This window comes from Microcoleus sp. EPA2, assembly GCA_020882975.1.
In the GTDB taxonomy this organism is placed as follows: Bacteria; Cyanobacteriota; Cyanobacteriia; order Cyanobacteriales; family Microcoleaceae; genus Microcoleus.
Map to the genome: position 1 here is coordinate 172071 of JAHRFD010000006.1, position 16659 is coordinate 188729.

Genomic DNA, 16659 nt, shown 5'->3' on the forward strand with positions numbered 1-16659 from the left:
GCTATCATAGATTAATGAAATAAATTGACTCAAGTAATAATCATAAATGTTTCCTCTTACCATCTACTTTGAAGAACTGCTTAAAAATATTCAGCCACCCAAAGAACGGCTCGAAGAAGCCCAAGAGTTGCCCTGGAAAATTCGCGACTACATCAAAGCCAGTAAAGATTTTTCAACTGTCTATCCGCATACTCGACTAGCAGGTTCCTATGCTCAACACATGGCAGTAGGCGATGTTAAAGATGTTGATACCCTGGTGCGAGTTCCCGGAGACCCGGAGGCTAATGAACCAGAAGCCAAGAAACTAATCCTGGATTTAAAGAAGTTGTTGGATAAGTTACCCGAATCATTGGGATATGAAGGTTATGCTGCTCTAGACATTGAGCGAGCACGTCGCTCGATCCATGTGTATTTTAAGGACAAGGATTTTCATCTAGATTTCGTTCCTTGCATTGCGCCGGATGGGTTTGAGGAAATGTTGTATGTTCCAGATCGGGGCTTTAATAAATGGATACCATCTCATCCAATTGGTTACATTAATTTGCTCAATGAGTTAAATGAAAAATTTGATGAAAAAGTTAAACCATTGGGAAAACTGCTGAAACATTTCCGCGATTACCAGATGACAACACGCAAACCTAAGAGTTATTGGTTAGGTGCTCTGTTGATTTACCACATTCAGGAAGGTAGTCTGGACATGACGCAATCGTTAGGAGTTCTGTTTCACGATTTGCTAGATGCTATTTATCGCCAGTACGATCATCTGATTTGGACGAGTAAAACTGCAACTCCGAATCTTCCCGATCCCATGTTGGGGCACAACGTTTCTTGGAATTGGAATCGATCCCACTTTGAAACTTTTATGAGACGGATTCAAGATGGGCGCGGCTGGGCTGATAAAGCGCTACAAACCAACGATCGCGAAACAGCAATCCTGTACTGGCAAAAAATCTTTGGAGAAGAGTATTTCCCTACAGAAGTGGAAATTAGTGCCTCGGAACTCGCGAAAGCCGGTTTACCAGGTCAGTCTTTTGTCACTTCTACTGGGTTGATTTTGCCAAGCCAGCCAGTTTCGGGCATCTACACACCTACACAATCTACCAAGTTTCATGGGACTGAGCAAATTTGAATATTCGCAACTACAACCTATCGTTAATCCTGCACTGCAAAGTTTCCATATTTTACATCGATTCCCAGATTTCGCATACAGGCGCGAGCGTGGCGTCGCGGTATGGCGCGGCACACTTCAGCCGCGTCCGTTTTCCCAAAAATATCGAGTAGCCGTGTATTATAAGCTCAGCTCGTTCCCTACAGTGCGGGTGATCTGTCCTGCCTTAGTACCAAAAGCACCACATTTATGGAAAGACGGAACGTTGTGCCTGTACTACCCGCAGGAGAAACAGTGGCGGCGCGATATGCTAATTGCAACCACTATTATTCCGTGGACGGCGTTGTGGCTTTATTACTACGAATTATGGCTAGATACAGGTAAATGGTTGGGCCCATCTTCCCATGCTTCTGATAGCAAACTTCAGGGTGAAAAGGCTAATTATACTGAAGATAACGTACCTTTGAATAAACTATCTGAGTAATAGCAGCAATCATGACAGAGAGCGATCACCTGACTCCTTCACTTTTAGAACCGCAATCCCGTGGTGGGGATATTGCTGAAGGGGGATTCTCCTTTCAAGATCATATTATCCTTGCCCGTATCCCCCTATGGCTGGCACAGGATGGTTTTACAGCCATGCTTCGCGAAGGCATTGGTGATGTAGAAGCCAAATTTTTTGTTCCCGAACAAGGGTTTGTTACTGAATTGCTTGAAGTTAAGGTTCACACCTTACAACCCTCCCATTTTTGGAAGGAAATTAAGCGGTTTAAAGAAATTGATTCTGGCAGCCCAAATACTTACCGGGTGTTTATTTTGGTTGCTACAGGGATATCCAGAGACCTGGAACCTTTGGTCAATGGATTACGCCGAGTTCGCAACCCCAACGACTTCTACGAACAGAATTCCCTTGTTTATGTAAATTCTCTCAAGGACTATATTCAACTTGTTAAAAAAAGTGGTGGAACCGAAGAAGATGCTAAATTTTTGTTAAACAAAGTAGAAATAGAAGTTGATTGGATCACGGCCAAATTACAAGGAGAGGCACTCTTTAAACAATCCTTTACTGACTATCTTCAAGAGTATAATGATTTGTCGATTAAAACGTTAGATAATATTTACAATAATTTAGGAATATTTCTCCGCCAGAAAAGGAATGAAAGCATTACTCGCAAAGATTTGGAGAACAAACTTCGGGAAAAAATTCCCTCCAATCAACTGCCAGACCTACGTTCTATCTTGATTTACACAGCTACCGATAATGCGGACAATCCAACTCATCCAGGACTGCGTTTTGATTGGGCTGACTTCTCTGGTGGAGAAACTCGCGCGATCGCCCAGACTGAAGCTTGGAACGGGTTAGTCATTAACCTCCAGAAGACACGAAACTGGATCGAAAATCATCGAAATACCAAACGAATTAAACTTTTAGGGGATCGTCGCCTCCCAGCTTGTTTGGCATTGGGTTCTGTCTTTTCAGCCGTTCGGGGATATGCAATCGAAATGGAATACCGCAGTCAGATATGGGCAACTGATTCTCATGCGACCAGTGAAACACCAGCCTATCCTTGTCAAAATCAGACGGTGGGCGATACGGGCGATCGTCTGGTCGTCACCATTAGCATCCTTCGAGATATTCGCCCTGATGTAGAAAAAAATTTGGCTAAGTACGAATTAGAAGGTATGCCACAACTTCATATCTATGGGCAGCAGCCTATCATTTCGCCAGAGCAGACAAATGATGCTGTCAGACGCATTAAGGATCTTATCGTTGGAAATTTGCGACGTACTGGCAGTAAAGAAATTCATTTGTTTTTTGCAGGTCTTGCTCCCCTTGCCATGTTTCTCGGTCATCGCTTAGATGGCACAGCATCGGTTGTTTGTTACGGGTGGATCGGCAATGAACAGTATACTCAGACTTGTCGTTTGTTTTCTGGACTGAATTAAACACTCCAACATTCTTTTGATACTCGTCAGCCTGGTTATCGGTATGGCAAGTCGAGTTTTTTCAACTTCCTTGGTGGCTTGAATCCACTTTTTGATTTTATTGGCAGTAGCACGTTGTTGGTTGTTTTGTTTCATTCACCGTAAATCTCTTTCAACACAACTGCCAATCCCGCATCTAGGTCTTGCAGCGCTTCATCTAGGCTCTCATAGCTATCTTTTCCGAACCACAGCATCCCACCACAATCGATCGCTCGCACAAAAGATGTTAAAGAACTCTCTGCGCGATCGCCTATTTCAATCCAGCCTTCATGTTCGTATACCCAACGGGCGATGTTGGGGTACATCTGTTCCAACGAAAACTTCATCTTAACTCTCTTGCCTCCCGTGTCTGCGTCCTCACGATAACGTCAGGCTTCAAATCCCAATTAAATTTAAATCCTGATGAAACGCAGTATATCAAGGAATGAACTGCTATTCAAAAAATATAGTTTGTGAGTCCAGAATTGTATTAGTTTTTGTTGCAAACTTCTTTGATAAGTTGATACTCCGCATCATATCTGGGTATAAATGAAGGTTCCCACCACGCTCCTGCTTTTTTGACAGCACCTTGTTTGTTGGTCAAAATGTAGTTAGTAGGACGAATCATGGAGGTTGGACAGTAAACTCTAAAATCTGCTTTCAATCTATCTCCATCAGCATACACTAAAGTAGTTGAAGCAAGATAGAGTTCTGGCTTGTCAAGCAGCTTAATCGAAATTTGAGCAGGTGACATAGGAGTTGGCTTGGGTAAAGTTACTGTTGGTGTTGGTGGATAAATTGGTAATGGTTGTGGTGGAGTTGGTGGATAATTAGGTGATGTTTGAGGTTGAAATGTAACTATTGCAGATGGATAAATTGGTGATGGTTGAGGTTGAGGTGTAATTATCGGTGTTGAAGGAATTGGCGATGGTTGTGCTGGTATAACATTTGGTGATTTAGGAGTAACGGGAGTTTTAGCAGCAGTAGGAGGTTCTTGTACTTGTGAAGGAGACTTAGAAGGCTGCGGTGATGAAACTATTGGTGGAGTGGAGGCAATTGGATTCGGCTGTGGATTTGAAATCGGTGATTGTGCAAATGGTTTGGTTATCCAAAATCCTGCAATAATAGCCGTTGCAATGAAACTACCGAGCAATAAAGTTTGTTGGATATTCCCTAGTTTCGATGGAGCTACGGAAATAACTGTTGGTTGCTGAATATTCTCAGGAATATCTGCTATGGTAGGACGGATAATTTGATGAACCTGGGATGTTTTTGATTGTAAGGCTTGTAGCATTTCTTGTGCTGTAGCGTATCGATCGCAACTATGAGCCGAAATTGCTTTATCTAAAATAATGGCGAGGGTAGGGCTAACTTGCGGAGCATATTGCTTCCAAAGAATTTCACCTGTATAGTTATTAGTTTCTATATCCTGTGGCTGTTTACCTGTTAGTAAATAAATAGCGGTTAATCCAGTAGCAAATAAGTCACTGCTATAAACTGGTCGTCCAGCCGCTTGTTCCGAAGACATAAATCCACGAGTGCCAATCGCAATTGAAGTCTGTGGACTTCCCGAAGAACTCATGGTAGTAGCTATTGCCTCTTTCACAGCACCAAAATCTATCAACACTGGCTTTTGGTCAGATTGTCTAATAATTATATTGTCTGGTTTAATATCCCGATGAATAATCCGTTTTTGATGAACATAATCTAAAATCGGTAAAAAATTAACTAAAAAGTCTCTGACGTAACTTTCGCTGAAACTGGATTGTGATTGGATTATATCTGTGAGAGTCATGCCCTCTATTAGTTCTTGAACGAGATAGAAGTCGTTGTTTTCTTCAAAATAAGCATAGAGTGTAGGAATGCGGTCGCTGTGGCTGCCCAAATCTTCCAAAATAGCCGCTTCCCGTTGAAAGCGCTCTTTGATTAGTGGATAGATTTGGGGATGGTGAGAAACTGGGTGGAGCTTTTTAACTACGCACCGTCGCCCTGATGGCATTTGGGTATCTTCTGCGAGAAAGGTTTCCCCAAACCCACCAGAACCAATAGATTTTAAAACTTGATACCGATTATTTAATAGCATAGTTAAGGTGTCAAATATTGTTTTACGACATACAGCACTAAAGTCAAGCTAATTAAAATATTTTGATGTAAATCAACTATGTTCCAGGAAGTTGAGCATGATACTCAGGTTACTTGATTGAGAACTGCTCCAACGTTCTTCTTTGGTGACATCTCTCCTGTCCTCAAGAACGAAGCTTCTGGTTTGGTGCGGAGTGCAAACTTTGTTCCTTGTCAAAGTGCGATCCTCGAAGAGGGCTCCGCTAACGACTCGCTTTACATTATCAGACAGGTGGGCGATCGACATTATGACCTAATTTATTGGCATGAGCCTGTTTAAAGCATCAGATTTAATGATCGCCCGAACCTTTCTGCATCCACCTGTGCCCCTGAAACAGTATGTTTCCTGACTGCATCAGCCTCCTGGCGCTAAGCAATACCCAGATAAATGCAGTAATGCAGTAATGCAGTAAAACATTATACCAATTTCATTTAGTAGTGCGATAGATGGTTATTACCAGAGTATGGGTTTGAGATGTATTATCTGTAGCATTATTTTATGAAATTGGTATTAGATAAGGATGACCGCAAACAGAGAGAATATTGGTCTACCGTTGTCTGACGGGGTGAGTTTTGCCCATATCAGCTTCAGGTTGCGCCTAACCCAGCCTCAGAAACAGCGATGATTTGGCTCACTTTCCTTTATACAAGCTTCAGCAGAACTGAACCACAATCAGGTAAAAAGATTTAGAGGAAGGAAACTTCCTGAAACTGAGGATATAAAAGGTTCTTTTCCCCACGTACAGGATGAAAAGCTAGTTGCACCGTTGCCGAGAGAGCAACTGTCACAAGCCCTCTTCGACGCGGCTGAAGAACTCCCAGATTGGTGACGGTCGCTCTCAATCACAGGCCAGAAGCTCTCACCTGTCTTATTTGTTACAATCATTAATCATGTGGAGCGGGTGCACCTACGAAAACCTGCTTTTAGGAGAATTGAAAGGCGATGTGGCTAAAATACGGCGTTGCTCCCAGTGGCGAACTGGCGGGCATTGATGGAGTTGTGCGGGGAAAAACTCAGCTAACTTGTCTCTACTGCGGTGGCGGACTGACAGCAAAAAAGGGGAATGTGAAAGAGCACCATTTTGCTCACACCAGGGAAACTTGCAAGCCTGTTTCGCAGCGGATTAAAACCAAAGCTTTCCCCTCGCTGCCCCTCTACGACAACTTCAACATACAGCTTAAGGGTGAGGAATTGGAACAGTTGAAAGTGCTGTGGAAAGAGTACGGGGCAAAGGGTTACGCTATTTCCAGAGACTTGGTAAACTTTCGGTGGGAGCTCAAAGAGTTGGTGGAATCGTCGGGCGATGGCTACGCCCCGTTCCTACGCACTTATCAATTCACTCATCTCGGTAAAATCCCAATGGGTGCGCTTCCCCTGGCGTTGTTCAACAAAGTCCAAGAACCCTTGCTGCTGTCGGAGTTAATGAAGTTAGAAGGCTCTGTAGAGATTGCTTTATCTGCGGGGTTATCTTGCTTGGAAGAACGGCGGGCTGACTTGCAGATTTATCGATCGCAGTTGCGTCGCATTCTGGTAAACTCGCTCTACTTTTTAGAGGTCAAAGCTGATGGGAACTGCTTCTATAAAATTGGGGTGACAACTCGTCAGATCGAAGAGAGAATCGCCGAGGTGCAGCACTCTATGTAGAGTAAACCGTACTTGCTGGGTTCGGTAGTCCGTATATTATATTCTTTGCTCGTAAATATAATTAATTAATTAGTCAAAAGCAGGCTAATTTCTAATAATTGTAATTTATTTAAACTACCAAATGACAGTTAAAGCTATTTCTGCCACCATCCTTTTAGGTGCAATTCCACTTCATGTTTACCAGTTACCCGACGGCGGCTACAAAGTCGATGCGATTGGAGTTATGAATGCGGTGGATAAAAAGGGTAGCGCATTGACCCGGTTTATCACTGGAAAATCAGCTTTAGCTCTGCCTTTCAACGGATACAATTTTACACAAGCTCAAAGTATTCCAGTGGCAGATAACGCTCAATTAATCAAGCCTATTCCCATTCCGTTAGCTACAGCATATTGGTTACATGAAGCAACCAAAGGCAAAGGTAACGTGAAAGCTCAAGCTTTAGTGCAAGCTAGCATGGCAGAATCTATCGAACGGCGGGCTGACGTGGCATTCACTATCAAGCGTACTGAATCTGAGTACAATGTGCGGTTTGGTGAATTCGTTGAGTCGGTTATGTTGGACAACCGGCAAGATGTTATCGAGCGACGGCTGCCGGGTGACGATCTGTACTACCCAGAGGGGATTAACTGAGCAGAAGTGCGATCGTTCTCAACACACAAATTCTGGGAGAAACTAAAGTATTTTACTTTATGTTGGTTTGGTGATTGAAATCCTGAATGATATTAACAAAGTCCTCAAAGATAGACGTAATCTAGGACTGTTGGGTCAGGTCGCTGGGAACAGACTTACAGTTGAGGCTGTCAATATTGACGTACAGTAGCGCGGAGTGAATGATGTTTAAGGTTACTTCCTGGATGGGATACTCGTTGAGCGTGGCGGTTTTAGCGGCGAGTGCGGCGGTTGTGGGGATAGAGTTAGCAATCGCTTCTACCTTCTCCATCCAATCAATAGCTTTACAGATTGCGAAGAAAACGGATGTTCCCATTTTATTGCCATCTGAAGATACTGTCGAAAAATATAAATTTGATAGCAGCGAAATTATTTATGCTTTTGTATCTACCGCATCACAATATGCTGACTACGATGTCACTTTTAACAATACACCTGGAAATGTTGGAAATGCGGCTCTTCGCTTTTCAATCAAGGCAAAGAAAGATGGCAATATCGAAAAAACATCACCCGACCCCAAAGCTAAGTTTAAAGATATTCAATTAATCGACGGTTCTAATGCGTTACTAATTCAACAGTGCGGTGCCGCTTGTTGGTCTCGGTTGCAGTGGAAGCGAAATGGCGTATTGTACGAAGTTTGGTCAAAAGCGCGCACGCCTGAATCTGCAATAGCGATTGCTAACTCTGCGCTCAAAACTGGCGATCGCAGACTCAAATAAGTGTTCAACCTCAGTTCTGAGAAACCTGAACCACACCCTAACAGTTCCCCATGCCCAAGTTCCCCGAATGCACACTTAAATTCCTTCATAAATAATTAGCCGATGAATATTCATACCTTCTTGAGCCAAACCGAACGCCAACGGGTGAGCGATGGAGCCATTTTACCCATCTTGAGCGGTTGCGAATCCTCTCTGAGGCAATTGGTGCTGCTCTTGCCACAATTGGGAGATTTCGACAGTCTTGAATATGCCTGGTGGCTGCGACGGGACGCTCGACGGCTGGAATCGCAAGGGATAACAATTCGAGCTGTGGGAATTGGCGATCGCTCATCGGGTCAGCGATTCTGTAGTTATACAGGATTTCCTAGTGACTGTTTATTTGTAGATCCCACTGGTCAACTGCACCAAAAACTTGATCTGTATCCAGGTTTATCCTTACAAGTACCCGGTTTATCGGCCGCTGCGAATGCTTACTTCAATCTATTGTTCATGTGTGCGGGAATTGGTAGCCCCGGCACTTTGGCAGAAGTATTTCGAGGGTATCGAGGCGACGCCAGAGCACCTCAATTAATTGGTGATGATGAAGTTATCCAAGCTTTTCCTCTTCCTCCCCTCAGAGGTTCCACTTTCCGGTGGGCTGGCGGTAAGGGTTTCCAGCGTCCGTTTGAACTGGCAACCTTGCGGCTGCGGAATATGACAGAAGTGCTGAGTCATTGGAAAACCTATGTTCCAAATGCTGCTTATCTCACTCAGCGAGGCGCAACTTTCTTGTTTGACGCTCAGAGAGATTTAGTCTACGAGCATCGAGATCGCGCCATTCTTGGTTTCGCTGCTGATATGAGCAATCCCCTGACGTTTCTATCAGAAATGGCGGCTGATGGAGACTCGCTTGGACATGACGATATGCACTAACTAGCACACTTATTGCAGCTTGCAGGAGCAAACTATACCCTGTACTGCGAAGTAGTTTGAACTTGCGTCTTCAGATACTAAGAAAAGATATCCTTGATGCGGGTAAAGCACCGGTGTATCGAGGCGAGTGCGATCGCTCCCAACAACCCAATTCTCTTAAGGTAAACCCGAACCAAAACCCAATCCGCCCACCATGCCCAAAGTCCCCGAATGCGATCGCTTTTATGCCCGGATGAGACGGTATTCTGAGTAATGGCAACAAAAGCGATCGCCCTATAGAGAGATGAGCTTTGACGTTTATGGCAAAACCCAAAAGGTATCCAAAAAATTGGCGAGAGATTGCGTTATCGGTGAAAGAAAGTGCGCTCTGGCGCTGTGCTAAGTGCAACCAACAATGCCTCAGACCCGGTAAACAAAGCGGCTTAACCAAATCCGAACGTTGTTCCTTAACTTTAACAGTGCACCACCGCAACCGGATACCAGAGGATAATCGCCCAGAAAACTTAATTGCTCTTTGTACCGCCTGCCACCTTTCTTATCACAATCGCGGTCAATCAAACGTCTCGCCTGGACAATTATCGCTGTTCCCCGATGATGGCATTGACTGGGATATGATGGATTGCTCTCTGGAATCGGCAATTGAAAATATCAAAGAATATTAAAGAATTAGCAGAACTGCTTCAACCCTTGCAGCAAGAAGATAAAAATCTGCACGGAACACGCGCAGATTCTCACCAATACAAACTGAGGCCAACGCTTGCGGAAGCAGAGTTGCAGAGTTTCGAGCGGAAACATCAAATCAAGCTGCCCGAAGATTACCGTACCCAATTTATTTCTTTGAAGCTCCAGAAATCCCGGCTCAACTTGAGTTAAACGAAGACAGGATAGTTATTAAAATTAATCGTTTGCCTTTCATCTTAGCGTAACCTTGACATAGTTGCTCTTTGTAGGAAGCGCAAAGCAATCGGCACAAACCGAGATATTTTCCTTGAAAGGCAGTCTGTCCCCGCCATTTGGAGAAGGCAGTCTGTCCCCGTCATTTGGAGGGGGCTATTTAAACTATCCTAAATCACCATAATTGGTGAGGTCAGACTTAAATAGAAGCCAATACTATCATTTTATAACGTAAGAAAATCCAGCGTTTATGAAGAAAAAACCATCAATACCAGATGCGATTCTGGCTATAGATTTTGGCGGCTTATCTACTAGAGTTTTCTGCCAAAGCTCGCAAGCAGGCAGTAAAGCAAGCTCCTTTGTAATGGAATCGCAGGTGGGGCCGGTGAGCCAAGACATAGCCAATTGTTTCACAAAACCTAACCTTGCATCGGCATCTCCCGAAAATATCGCTTGGGTGGCAATTGGTAATGAATGTCGAGCCGTTGGCTACCTGGCAGCAGCGCAATTCAATGCTCATATCGGTTTGGCGGGACTGAAGTACAGTAGCGCTTTGTACAAAGCTCTAGCAGCTTTGTGGGTGGTGTCGCGGAAGTTAGATTTAGGCAATCAATTCAGCGCTGGGATCTCCGTTTTCTTGCCCCCAGGTGAATTTAATGACTCCAAACAATTTTTTGAGCTATTAAATCAATACTCTGCTTCATTTGAAACACCCACCGGCAAGCTATCCGTCACCCTGGACAAAACCCAAGCTTTGCAAGAAGGCGGCGGCATTGCTTTGATCCACAACAGCAATTTAGGTTCAGCCTTCAAGCAGCGGGTAACTGCCTTTGTGATGGTAGGATTTCGCAATGCTTCGGTAATAGTTTCGGCACGCGGTGCTGTCGGTAAGGGCAAAACTTCAGACTTAGGAATGGTAAGGTTGGTGGATCTAGTTCAAGAGCGAACCTCTAACTACGATGCTTCCCGTTTGGCTTTATCAATCGCTCAAGCGGGCGTAAGCTACAACCGCCCTTACTTTTACCGAATTGCTCGGAATCGAGAGGAAACAGCTAAAGATCGAGAAGTTGACCAATTGATTGAAGCAGTCAAGCTGTCTCGCTTCGACTACGCTCGAATGCTATCTCATTGGATTAATGAAGTGCTGCCGTCCGATTTAGATGAAATTGTATTTTGCGGGGGTACTTCTGAATATATGAAGCCAGAACTGCGAAATCAGTTTTCTCATTATTCGCTGTCTTGGCACGCAGGTATAACAGTGCCAAAAACGCTCGATCCTGATGGCTTAGGTTGCCGCATAGCTGATGTTTATGGACTATTTTCTTACTTCAAATCTCAGTTTGAGGTACTGAGGCAAAGGTCTGTTGCCGCAACTTCTCAGAGGGCAGAAGATACAACTTCCACTTCAGGAGATGCTCCAGTCCCTCCGACTGATATACAGAGTGTAAAAGAATGTGCTGAACAATCTACCAAGCCAAAATCTGAACAATCTACCAAGCCAAAATCTGAACACTCTACTCAGCCAAAATCCGAGAAACCTACTCAATTAAAATTTGAGCAATTTACTCACGCTAAATCCGAGCTATCTACTGAACAAAAATTTGAGAAACCCGCCGAACAAAAGACTGAAGATATTACTGAACAAAAATTTGAGGAACCCGCCGAACAAAAGACTGAAGATATTACTGAACAAAAATTTGAGGAACCCACTGAACAAAAGACTGAAGATATTACTGAACAAAACACGGAAATTGCCGCTCAACAAAAGGCTGATTTAAGTATCAAAGATAGCAGCTTAGATGCTTCTGATGAATTGAGTGATGAGTCGAATACAGAACCTTCATTAGAGGAATCTGAATCAAACTTAGATGCAGCCCTCTTATTGGGAGGGCCCTACCGAGGTTCTGGAAAGAAGGTGAGAAATTATGCCTAGAAAACGCTACAAGGAATTTTGCTGGCGCTGTCAAGTTTTGCCAGATTCCGAAGACGCTATCTTGCTGTCTTACCTGCAAAATCATCCTTTTTTTAGTTTAAAGGAAACGATTTTACCTCTGATAAAAGCGCGGTGGCTGTTAGCAGCTTTACGCAATAGCGGTAATCATTCTAGTACAGACTTAGAGTATTTGAGGCGAGAAAGCATTAATTTTTTGCTCAGACAGATAGATGAAGTTTGCCGAGATGTGGGATTTAACTGTACCGAGTTAGGAGCAATTGCCCCTGGTATTTCTTCGGGTTTAATTCCTTTAGCTACTTTCTCTCACTTGTCGAATCCAGGTGCATCTATTGCTACGGAATTAACTACCACTGAGTGTTCAAAGCCAGCAAGTTTATCCGAAGAAAAAGAACCAGAGGACTTTGCGGGAGAAGTTGAGTTTGAAAACAGCGCATTTAACTTAGCTGGTTTCGATCCCGCAATGGTCGGGCCTAGCTTTAGTTAAAAATTATTAAGTCTTTAATAGGCATCCAGCAAGGAGGAATGAAATGACTAACATGATTCACTTGGTTGACGGCGAGAAAGGTGGCGTTGGCAAGTCGATGCTAACTCGGCTTCTGGTTGAATTCAATCAGAAGTATGAACTACTGTACACCTTAATTGATGGCGATTTTCAAAATCCTGACGTGCAGCAGCGCTATCCTGAACACAATGCAAAAATCGTAGCTTTAGTTGAGGATGAAGAGAAGTTTTTCGAGATCGACATTATTTTTGAAACGGCAGTGGAGACTCCTGTTATTGTCAATTTACCAGCACGGGTTTACGGCATTATCAACAAATGGATTGACGAAGCTAATTTAACTTCTCCTGATTTTAAAGAGCAGTCAGGAGTTGATGTTTGCAAGTGGTTTATTTGCGGCGGCACGACTGACAGCATTGAAATGTTTATTGACTCTTTCAACTACTTTGAAGGTAAGCTCAATCACATTTTTGTCCGTAATTTTGGAGTTTGCAAAGATTGGTCGCACGTACAAAGCCATAAGGAAATGAACAAGCTCATTAATAATTACCGAATTCCTGTCGTAGACTTGCCGGCGCTGAGTGCAAGAGAGCGCAAGTTTATTGATACGAAGCGGTTGTCATTTTCTCAAGCAATGAAACACTCTGAATTCTTCTTGATTAGTCAGCAGCGATTGCATACTTTTCTGGAAGACTGTTTCCGTCTCATAGAAGATGTAGGTTTGTTTAACAACGCACCCAATCGCAATAAAAAAGAAGTTATCGGTGCCTACGAACGAAAAATAAATGAGGAAATGCAGATAGAAAATGAGCAGCCAAATGAGTAACAAAATAAGCAACAGGTTGTAAAGTCTCAGGAGGCTGTAATTTGTAAAAAAGGTATCGTAAGCTTTTAAGAATCTAAATTAAGGCTTACGCACAGACTCTACTGATAGGGTGTGCCGAAACCAGCCCGCTGGCTGAGTGCAATCAACGCAGTTGTGTTATCCCAAGCGTTGGATCTTAGCAATAAACGTTGTTTATTGCGTTTAAACTCTGAAAGTAAGAAGATTGATCGATCGCCCGCTACGAGATTTCCTGGGTTTCAAAAACTTCTTCACCATTCCTGAGCGGGTTGAGTGTACCAAAACGCATCTTACTACTACAGGTAGTGTCTAAACCGATAATTTGCGTCCAGGACTGTAAATTTTAGAGTCAATGCGTGATGAACTCGTTATGGGACGGACAAAATGTGAGCTCAGACTATAGAAGGCGCGATGCAGAACAGCATAAAGATTAGGATTTTGATTAGGTAGGAGGTTAAATGTCCGATCGACTTTTAGAAGAACTTTCCGAAGTTGACTCTGAAGAGTTTGGCGAGATATTGGAAACGCCAAGGGAACAGGGCAGACTTAATAATACCAAAAATAATTCCATACAATCCGCTGAAAATTCGCAAAGTTTGTCCGATTCTCCAGATACATTCCCAGAAGATGCAGTAGAAGAAAAGTTGAAATCAGATGGGAGTAAGCTAAATGAAGAGGAGTTTTGGGAACTCATAGACGATGATTCGAGGGAAAGAGAAGCTCTGAACAGAGATCCTTTATCGGCCCCTCCCATGTACGAGAGAGATACTGAGTCACTAATTAGCCAGGTACTCAAGGGAAAAGACTCCAAATTTCGCTCTCATGTCATTCAGACAGCTTACCGATACGGCCTCAATAAAAATGACCCACTTTTTATCGTATTACTGGCGACAGGTCAACTCGAACTACTGTTAGAAAAAAAACCGCAAGAAATTGACCAGTTTTTCAAGAATTGGCAATCTCAATGGCAAGGTGATTTGAAAGATTCTCAAGCTGTTATTTCTCAAGAACTGGAACAAGTTCGCCAGCTTACTGAAAATTGGGAAAAAGAAAGCAGGGAGTTTTTAGAACGGCAGGGAAAAGCGGCTGTTAAGGTGCAACATCGCCACATTTCCAACTCAGTTTACACCCTGGTGCGACAAGCAGCTTTAGAGAAAGTTGCTCACGATATTTGGTCGGTGATTTTTGGGAGCGGGGTGGTGTTAGGGGCGATGGCGATCGGCGCGTTTATCGGGTTAGCGCTGCCCCGGTTCATTCCAGCGCCTGAACTCGACCCAAAAGGGCCGCGCCAGCTCACTTTAGAACAAGCCGTAGCGCTCGAATGGGGGCTGAGCAAAGAGGGTCAGTTTGCTCGCAAGAACGCGGATACAATTCAGTGGGCAACCAGCAATGAAGGAAAATATGCTCGCCAATTTATGAGCTGGAATCAAGCTTTGTTGAGCGAGAAAGGTGGCAAAAAACTGTGTGAAACTGAGATAAATCGATTGGGGGTGACGCTGACAGTAGAAGGTAAACCTGCACAAAAAGGATTTTGTACTTTGTGGATTCGCTCCCCTCAAGAACGACAGTTTGTTCCTTGAGGGCAAATACTAAAGTCTTGAGTGGGATGTAAATAAGTTAGCTTAACAGGAGAAATCTATGATTGCCAATTTGAACAATCAGCCGTTACCTGACCAAAATCAGAAGCAAGTGCAGTCGCAAATATCGGGTGTTTTAGTTGCACTAAACGACCCATTCGATGAGATGGTTTGGGATTACTGTTTGAGTCAAACATACCCAATATCGGAACAGATTAAGATTGTACTGAGTGCTTTCTGGGGACCGTTTGCTGCCAAAAATGCTAGCAAGTGTCCTGAGCGAGTGCGAGCAATAGCTTGTTATTCACTGCAACAATTAGCAGCTCAACAAAAATTGATTGACTCAGTGTTTGAACTATCAAGTGAATCAACTAAAATTTCCGAAGTTATTGCTGTTATCAAAAAGAAGAATAGTTGTGAGGCACTCAATCAAGTTTGTGTCTATCCTCAATCTGTTCTAAATACTGCAATTCGGTGGGAGTAAGAACCGTTGCTCTTTCTAACAAGTTCAGAATTTCGACTTCAAAGGGATCTAGATTTCCTAATTTGTGAAGTCGGCCAGTGCGATCGCAAATTTCTTGAAGTCCCGGTTGATTTTCGAGCGGTACAGCAGTAAGAGCTGAGTGTTTGAAGGTATGCAAATTCATGGCAAGAGTAGGGATGTGCCGCATCCACACGGTAGCCGTTTTCTCGCCCACTGACTGAATGCGCCCCAACCGACCGTTAACGTCCTGGCGATCGGGCGCGTACACTTCCACTAAGGCACCCATTTTGAGCGTCAGGTGGTGAGCGATAGCAGGTTTATCTTCAGGCTTTACCGAACGGCACCGCCCCTGTAAAGTTTTGGCAACTTGAGCCGGACGACTGCGAGCATCCGAAGCCAAAGCAAGAACTTCCTTCTTTGTCAGCCCAGCAGAGCGGTTAAGAATCTTCCACTTCACATCTTCTCCTCCAAGAGAACTGAGGGCATCCACAGCTTGAGTAAATTTGGCATCCCGGTAAATCGTCCTAGGGGAAGCTTTGAACCGTTCTCCCAACTCTCGTGCTGTTTTGTCTGTCAAGCTGCCATTTTGACAGCTTGCTCCTTCTGGCACTGTTTTGTCTGTCAAGTGGTCATTTTGACAGCTTGCCTCCTCTGGCGCTGTTTTGTCTGTCAAGCTGACATTTTGACAGTTTGCCAAACGCTTGCCCCCGTGAGATTGCTTGGTTAGCTCGTACCACGTGCCGCGCAGGTAACTAACAGATTCGGGTGTCAGGTTGCGACGCCCTAGTTGGTTGCCAATCATCCAAACCTTGACTGCATTCCGGCTATCGAAAGACATCTCTACAGTTTGGTAGGGGATGCTATGCGCGGTACAAATAGAATACCTGTTGTGACCGTCGATGAGAAGCTTTTTTTCCGCCCAGACTACTAGCGGGTTGAGACATCCTTCCTCTAGAATACTGGCTTGCAGGGCTGCTTTTTCGCCCTTACTTAGGGGAGGGATGAGGGATTGGAATTCAGAGTCTATCCGCAGTTCTTCCGCAACGGAGGAGGTGTACACACCAACACCCCCTGGCAAAACGATTAACGGTTGTTGCTCTTGATTGTCGGCTTCTGATTGCATTTGACGCATTCCTGACTCGCTTGTCTCATGCCAGTCGCGCCCGCGCTGACTATTGTACGCAGCTTATGGCTAGGCGCGGGCTGAATTTTCGTTTAATTATTCAACGATAACATAGCGACTGTCGAAAACCGTCAAGAAAATGCG

General features: G+C 44.0%; 18 protein-coding genes. 15 read left to right on the forward strand and 3 right to left on the reverse strand.

What is annotated here, in order from left to right:
- Positions 1-46: 46 nt before the first annotated feature.
- Genes AAFP14_RS08560 through cap4 form a run of 3 tightly spaced genes read left to right on the forward strand, consistent with a single transcriptional unit; the run spans position 47 to position 3055 of the window.
- Positions 47-1129 (forward strand): nucleotidyltransferase domain-containing protein, encoded by a 1083-nt coding sequence (locus AAFP14_RS08560; protein ID WP_341731861.1) that lies wholly within the window; start codon positions 47-49, stop codon positions 1127-1129.
- Positions 1110-1592, forward strand: coding sequence for a type II CBASS E2 protein (locus AAFP14_RS08565; protein WP_341731862.1), 483 nt, complete (start codon positions 1110-1112; stop codon positions 1590-1592). Before AAFP14_RS08560 ends, AAFP14_RS08565 begins: the two co-directional genes overlap by 20 nt.
- Before the next feature lie 11 nt (positions 1593-1603).
- Complete coding sequence (gene cap4 / locus AAFP14_RS08570; protein WP_341731863.1) at positions 1604-3055, forward strand: CD-NTase-associated endodeoxyribonuclease Cap4; 1452 nt, start codon at positions 1604-1606, stop codon at positions 3053-3055.
- A 131-nt stretch (positions 3056-3186) separates the two neighbouring features.
- Here cap4 and AAFP14_RS08575 read toward each other — a convergent pair whose 3' ends face one another.
- Both AAFP14_RS08575 and AAFP14_RS08580 read right to left on the reverse strand, forming a co-directional pair.
- Positions 3187-3420: a hypothetical protein gene (locus AAFP14_RS08575; protein ID WP_341731864.1), complete on the reverse strand. Its 234-nt coding sequence runs from the start codon at positions 3418-3420 to the stop codon at positions 3187-3189.
- Between the two features lie 143 nt (positions 3421-3563).
- Entirely contained in the window at positions 3564-5156 is a 1593-nt protein-coding gene (locus AAFP14_RS08580; RefSeq protein WP_341731865.1) for a protein kinase domain-containing protein, read from the reverse strand.
- A 117-nt stretch (positions 5157-5273) separates the two neighbouring features.
- On the opposite strand from AAFP14_RS08580, the gene AAFP14_RS08585 reads away from it, so the two are divergent.
- The 12 genes from AAFP14_RS08585 (at position 5274) to AAFP14_RS08640 (ending at position 15392) form a co-directional block, all read left to right on the forward strand.
- A complete protein-coding gene (locus AAFP14_RS08585) occupies positions 5274-5474 on the forward strand; it encodes a hypothetical protein (RefSeq protein WP_341731866.1) in 201 nt (66 codons plus the stop codon).
- Positions 5475-6137: 663 nt separating this feature from the next.
- Complete coding sequence (locus AAFP14_RS08590) at positions 6138-6839, forward strand: GIY-YIG nuclease family protein (protein WP_341731867.1); 702 nt, start codon at positions 6138-6140, stop codon at positions 6837-6839.
- Positions 6840-6960: 121 nt separating this feature from the next.
- Complete coding sequence (locus AAFP14_RS08595) at positions 6961-7470, forward strand: hypothetical protein (protein ID WP_341731868.1); 510 nt, start codon at positions 6961-6963, stop codon at positions 7468-7470.
- A 200-nt stretch (positions 7471-7670) separates the two neighbouring features.
- Positions 7671-8228: a hypothetical protein gene (locus AAFP14_RS08600; RefSeq protein ID WP_341731869.1), complete on the forward strand. Its 558-nt coding sequence runs from the start codon at positions 7671-7673 to the stop codon at positions 8226-8228.
- Between the two features lie 102 nt (positions 8229-8330).
- On the forward strand, positions 8331-9140 hold the full coding sequence (locus AAFP14_RS08605; RefSeq protein ID WP_341731870.1) for a peroxiredoxin-like family protein: 810 nt from the start codon (positions 8331-8333) through the stop codon (positions 9138-9140).
- 299 nt (positions 9141-9439) lie between these two features.
- Positions 9440-9802, forward strand: a complete 363-nt coding sequence (locus tag AAFP14_RS08610; RefSeq protein ID WP_333230031.1) for an HNH endonuclease — start codon at positions 9440-9442, stop codon at positions 9800-9802.
- Complete coding sequence (locus tag AAFP14_RS08615) at positions 9780-10013, forward strand: hypothetical protein (RefSeq protein WP_341731871.1); 234 nt, start codon at positions 9780-9782, stop codon at positions 10011-10013. The genes AAFP14_RS08610 and AAFP14_RS08615 overlap by 23 nt, the downstream gene beginning before the upstream one ends.
- Positions 10014-10284: 271 nt before the next feature.
- Positions 10285-11967 carry a hypothetical protein gene (locus AAFP14_RS08620; protein ID WP_341731872.1) on the forward strand — a complete coding sequence of 561 codons (1683 nt, stop codon included), beginning with the start codon at positions 10285-10287 and terminating at the stop codon, positions 11965-11967.
- Positions 11960-12472 (forward strand): hypothetical protein, encoded by a 513-nt coding sequence (locus AAFP14_RS08625; RefSeq protein WP_341731873.1) that lies wholly within the window; start codon positions 11960-11962, stop codon positions 12470-12472. Before AAFP14_RS08620 ends, AAFP14_RS08625 begins: the two co-directional genes overlap by 8 nt.
- A gap of 43 nt (positions 12473-12515) precedes the next feature.
- The gene (locus AAFP14_RS08630) at positions 12516-13313 is read left to right on the forward strand and encodes a P-loop NTPase family protein (protein ID WP_333471054.1); all 798 of its coding nucleotides are present in this window, start codon (positions 12516-12518) and stop codon (positions 13311-13313) included.
- A 476-nt stretch (positions 13314-13789) separates the two neighbouring features.
- Positions 13790-14911 carry a DUF6753 family protein gene (locus AAFP14_RS08635; RefSeq protein ID WP_341731874.1) on the forward strand — a complete coding sequence of 374 codons (1122 nt, stop codon included), beginning with the start codon at positions 13790-13792 and terminating at the stop codon, positions 14909-14911.
- 58 nt (positions 14912-14969) lie between these two features.
- Complete coding sequence (locus AAFP14_RS08640; RefSeq protein ID WP_341731875.1) at positions 14970-15392, forward strand: hypothetical protein; 423 nt, start codon at positions 14970-14972, stop codon at positions 15390-15392.
- On the opposite strand, the gene AAFP14_RS08645 is transcribed toward AAFP14_RS08640, so the two are convergent.
- Complete coding sequence (locus tag AAFP14_RS08645; protein ID WP_341731876.1) at positions 15334-16515, reverse strand: ParB N-terminal domain-containing protein; 1182 nt, start codon at positions 16513-16515, stop codon at positions 15334-15336. The genes AAFP14_RS08640 and AAFP14_RS08645 overlap by 59 nt on opposite strands.
- Between the last annotated feature and the right edge of the window lie 144 nt (positions 16516-16659).

Coding starts and splice junctions, on each gene's coding strand:
- AAFP14_RS08560 (WP_341731861.1), top strand. CDS start 47: ATGTTTCCTCTTACCATCTACTTTGAAGAACTGCTTAAAAATATTCAG.
- AAFP14_RS08565 (WP_341731862.1), top strand. CDS start 1,110: ATGGGACTGAGCAAATTTGAATATTCGCAACTACAACCTATCGTTAAT.
- cap4 (WP_341731863.1), top strand. CDS start 1,604: ATGACAGAGAGCGATCACCTGACTCCTTCACTTTTAGAACCGCAATCC.
- AAFP14_RS08575 (WP_341731864.1), bottom strand. CDS start 3,420: ATGAAGTTTTCGTTGGAACAGATGTACCCCAACATCGCCCGTTGGGTA.
- AAFP14_RS08580 (WP_341731865.1), bottom strand. CDS start 5,156: ATGCTATTAAATAATCGGTATCAAGTTTTAAAATCTATTGGTTCTGGT.
- AAFP14_RS08590 (WP_341731867.1), top strand. CDS start 6,138: ATGTGGCTAAAATACGGCGTTGCTCCCAGTGGCGAACTGGCGGGCATT.
- AAFP14_RS08595 (WP_341731868.1), top strand. CDS start 6,961: ATGACAGTTAAAGCTATTTCTGCCACCATCCTTTTAGGTGCAATTCCA.
- AAFP14_RS08600 (WP_341731869.1), top strand. CDS start 7,671: ATGATGTTTAAGGTTACTTCCTGGATGGGATACTCGTTGAGCGTGGCG.
- AAFP14_RS08605 (WP_341731870.1), top strand. CDS start 8,331: ATGAATATTCATACCTTCTTGAGCCAAACCGAACGCCAACGGGTGAGC.
- AAFP14_RS08610 (WP_333230031.1), top strand. CDS start 9,440: ATGGCAAAACCCAAAAGGTATCCAAAAAATTGGCGAGAGATTGCGTTA.
- AAFP14_RS08620 (WP_341731872.1), top strand. CDS start 10,285: ATGAAGAAAAAACCATCAATACCAGATGCGATTCTGGCTATAGATTTT.
- AAFP14_RS08625 (WP_341731873.1), top strand. CDS start 11,960: ATGCCTAGAAAACGCTACAAGGAATTTTGCTGGCGCTGTCAAGTTTTG.
- AAFP14_RS08630 (WP_333471054.1), top strand. CDS start 12,516: ATGACTAACATGATTCACTTGGTTGACGGCGAGAAAGGTGGCGTTGGC.
- AAFP14_RS08635 (WP_341731874.1), top strand. CDS start 13,790: ATGTCCGATCGACTTTTAGAAGAACTTTCCGAAGTTGACTCTGAAGAG.
- AAFP14_RS08640 (WP_341731875.1), top strand. CDS start 14,970: ATGATTGCCAATTTGAACAATCAGCCGTTACCTGACCAAAATCAGAAG.
- AAFP14_RS08645 (WP_341731876.1), bottom strand. CDS start 16,515: ATGCAATCAGAAGCCGACAATCAAGAGCAACAACCGTTAATCGTTTTG.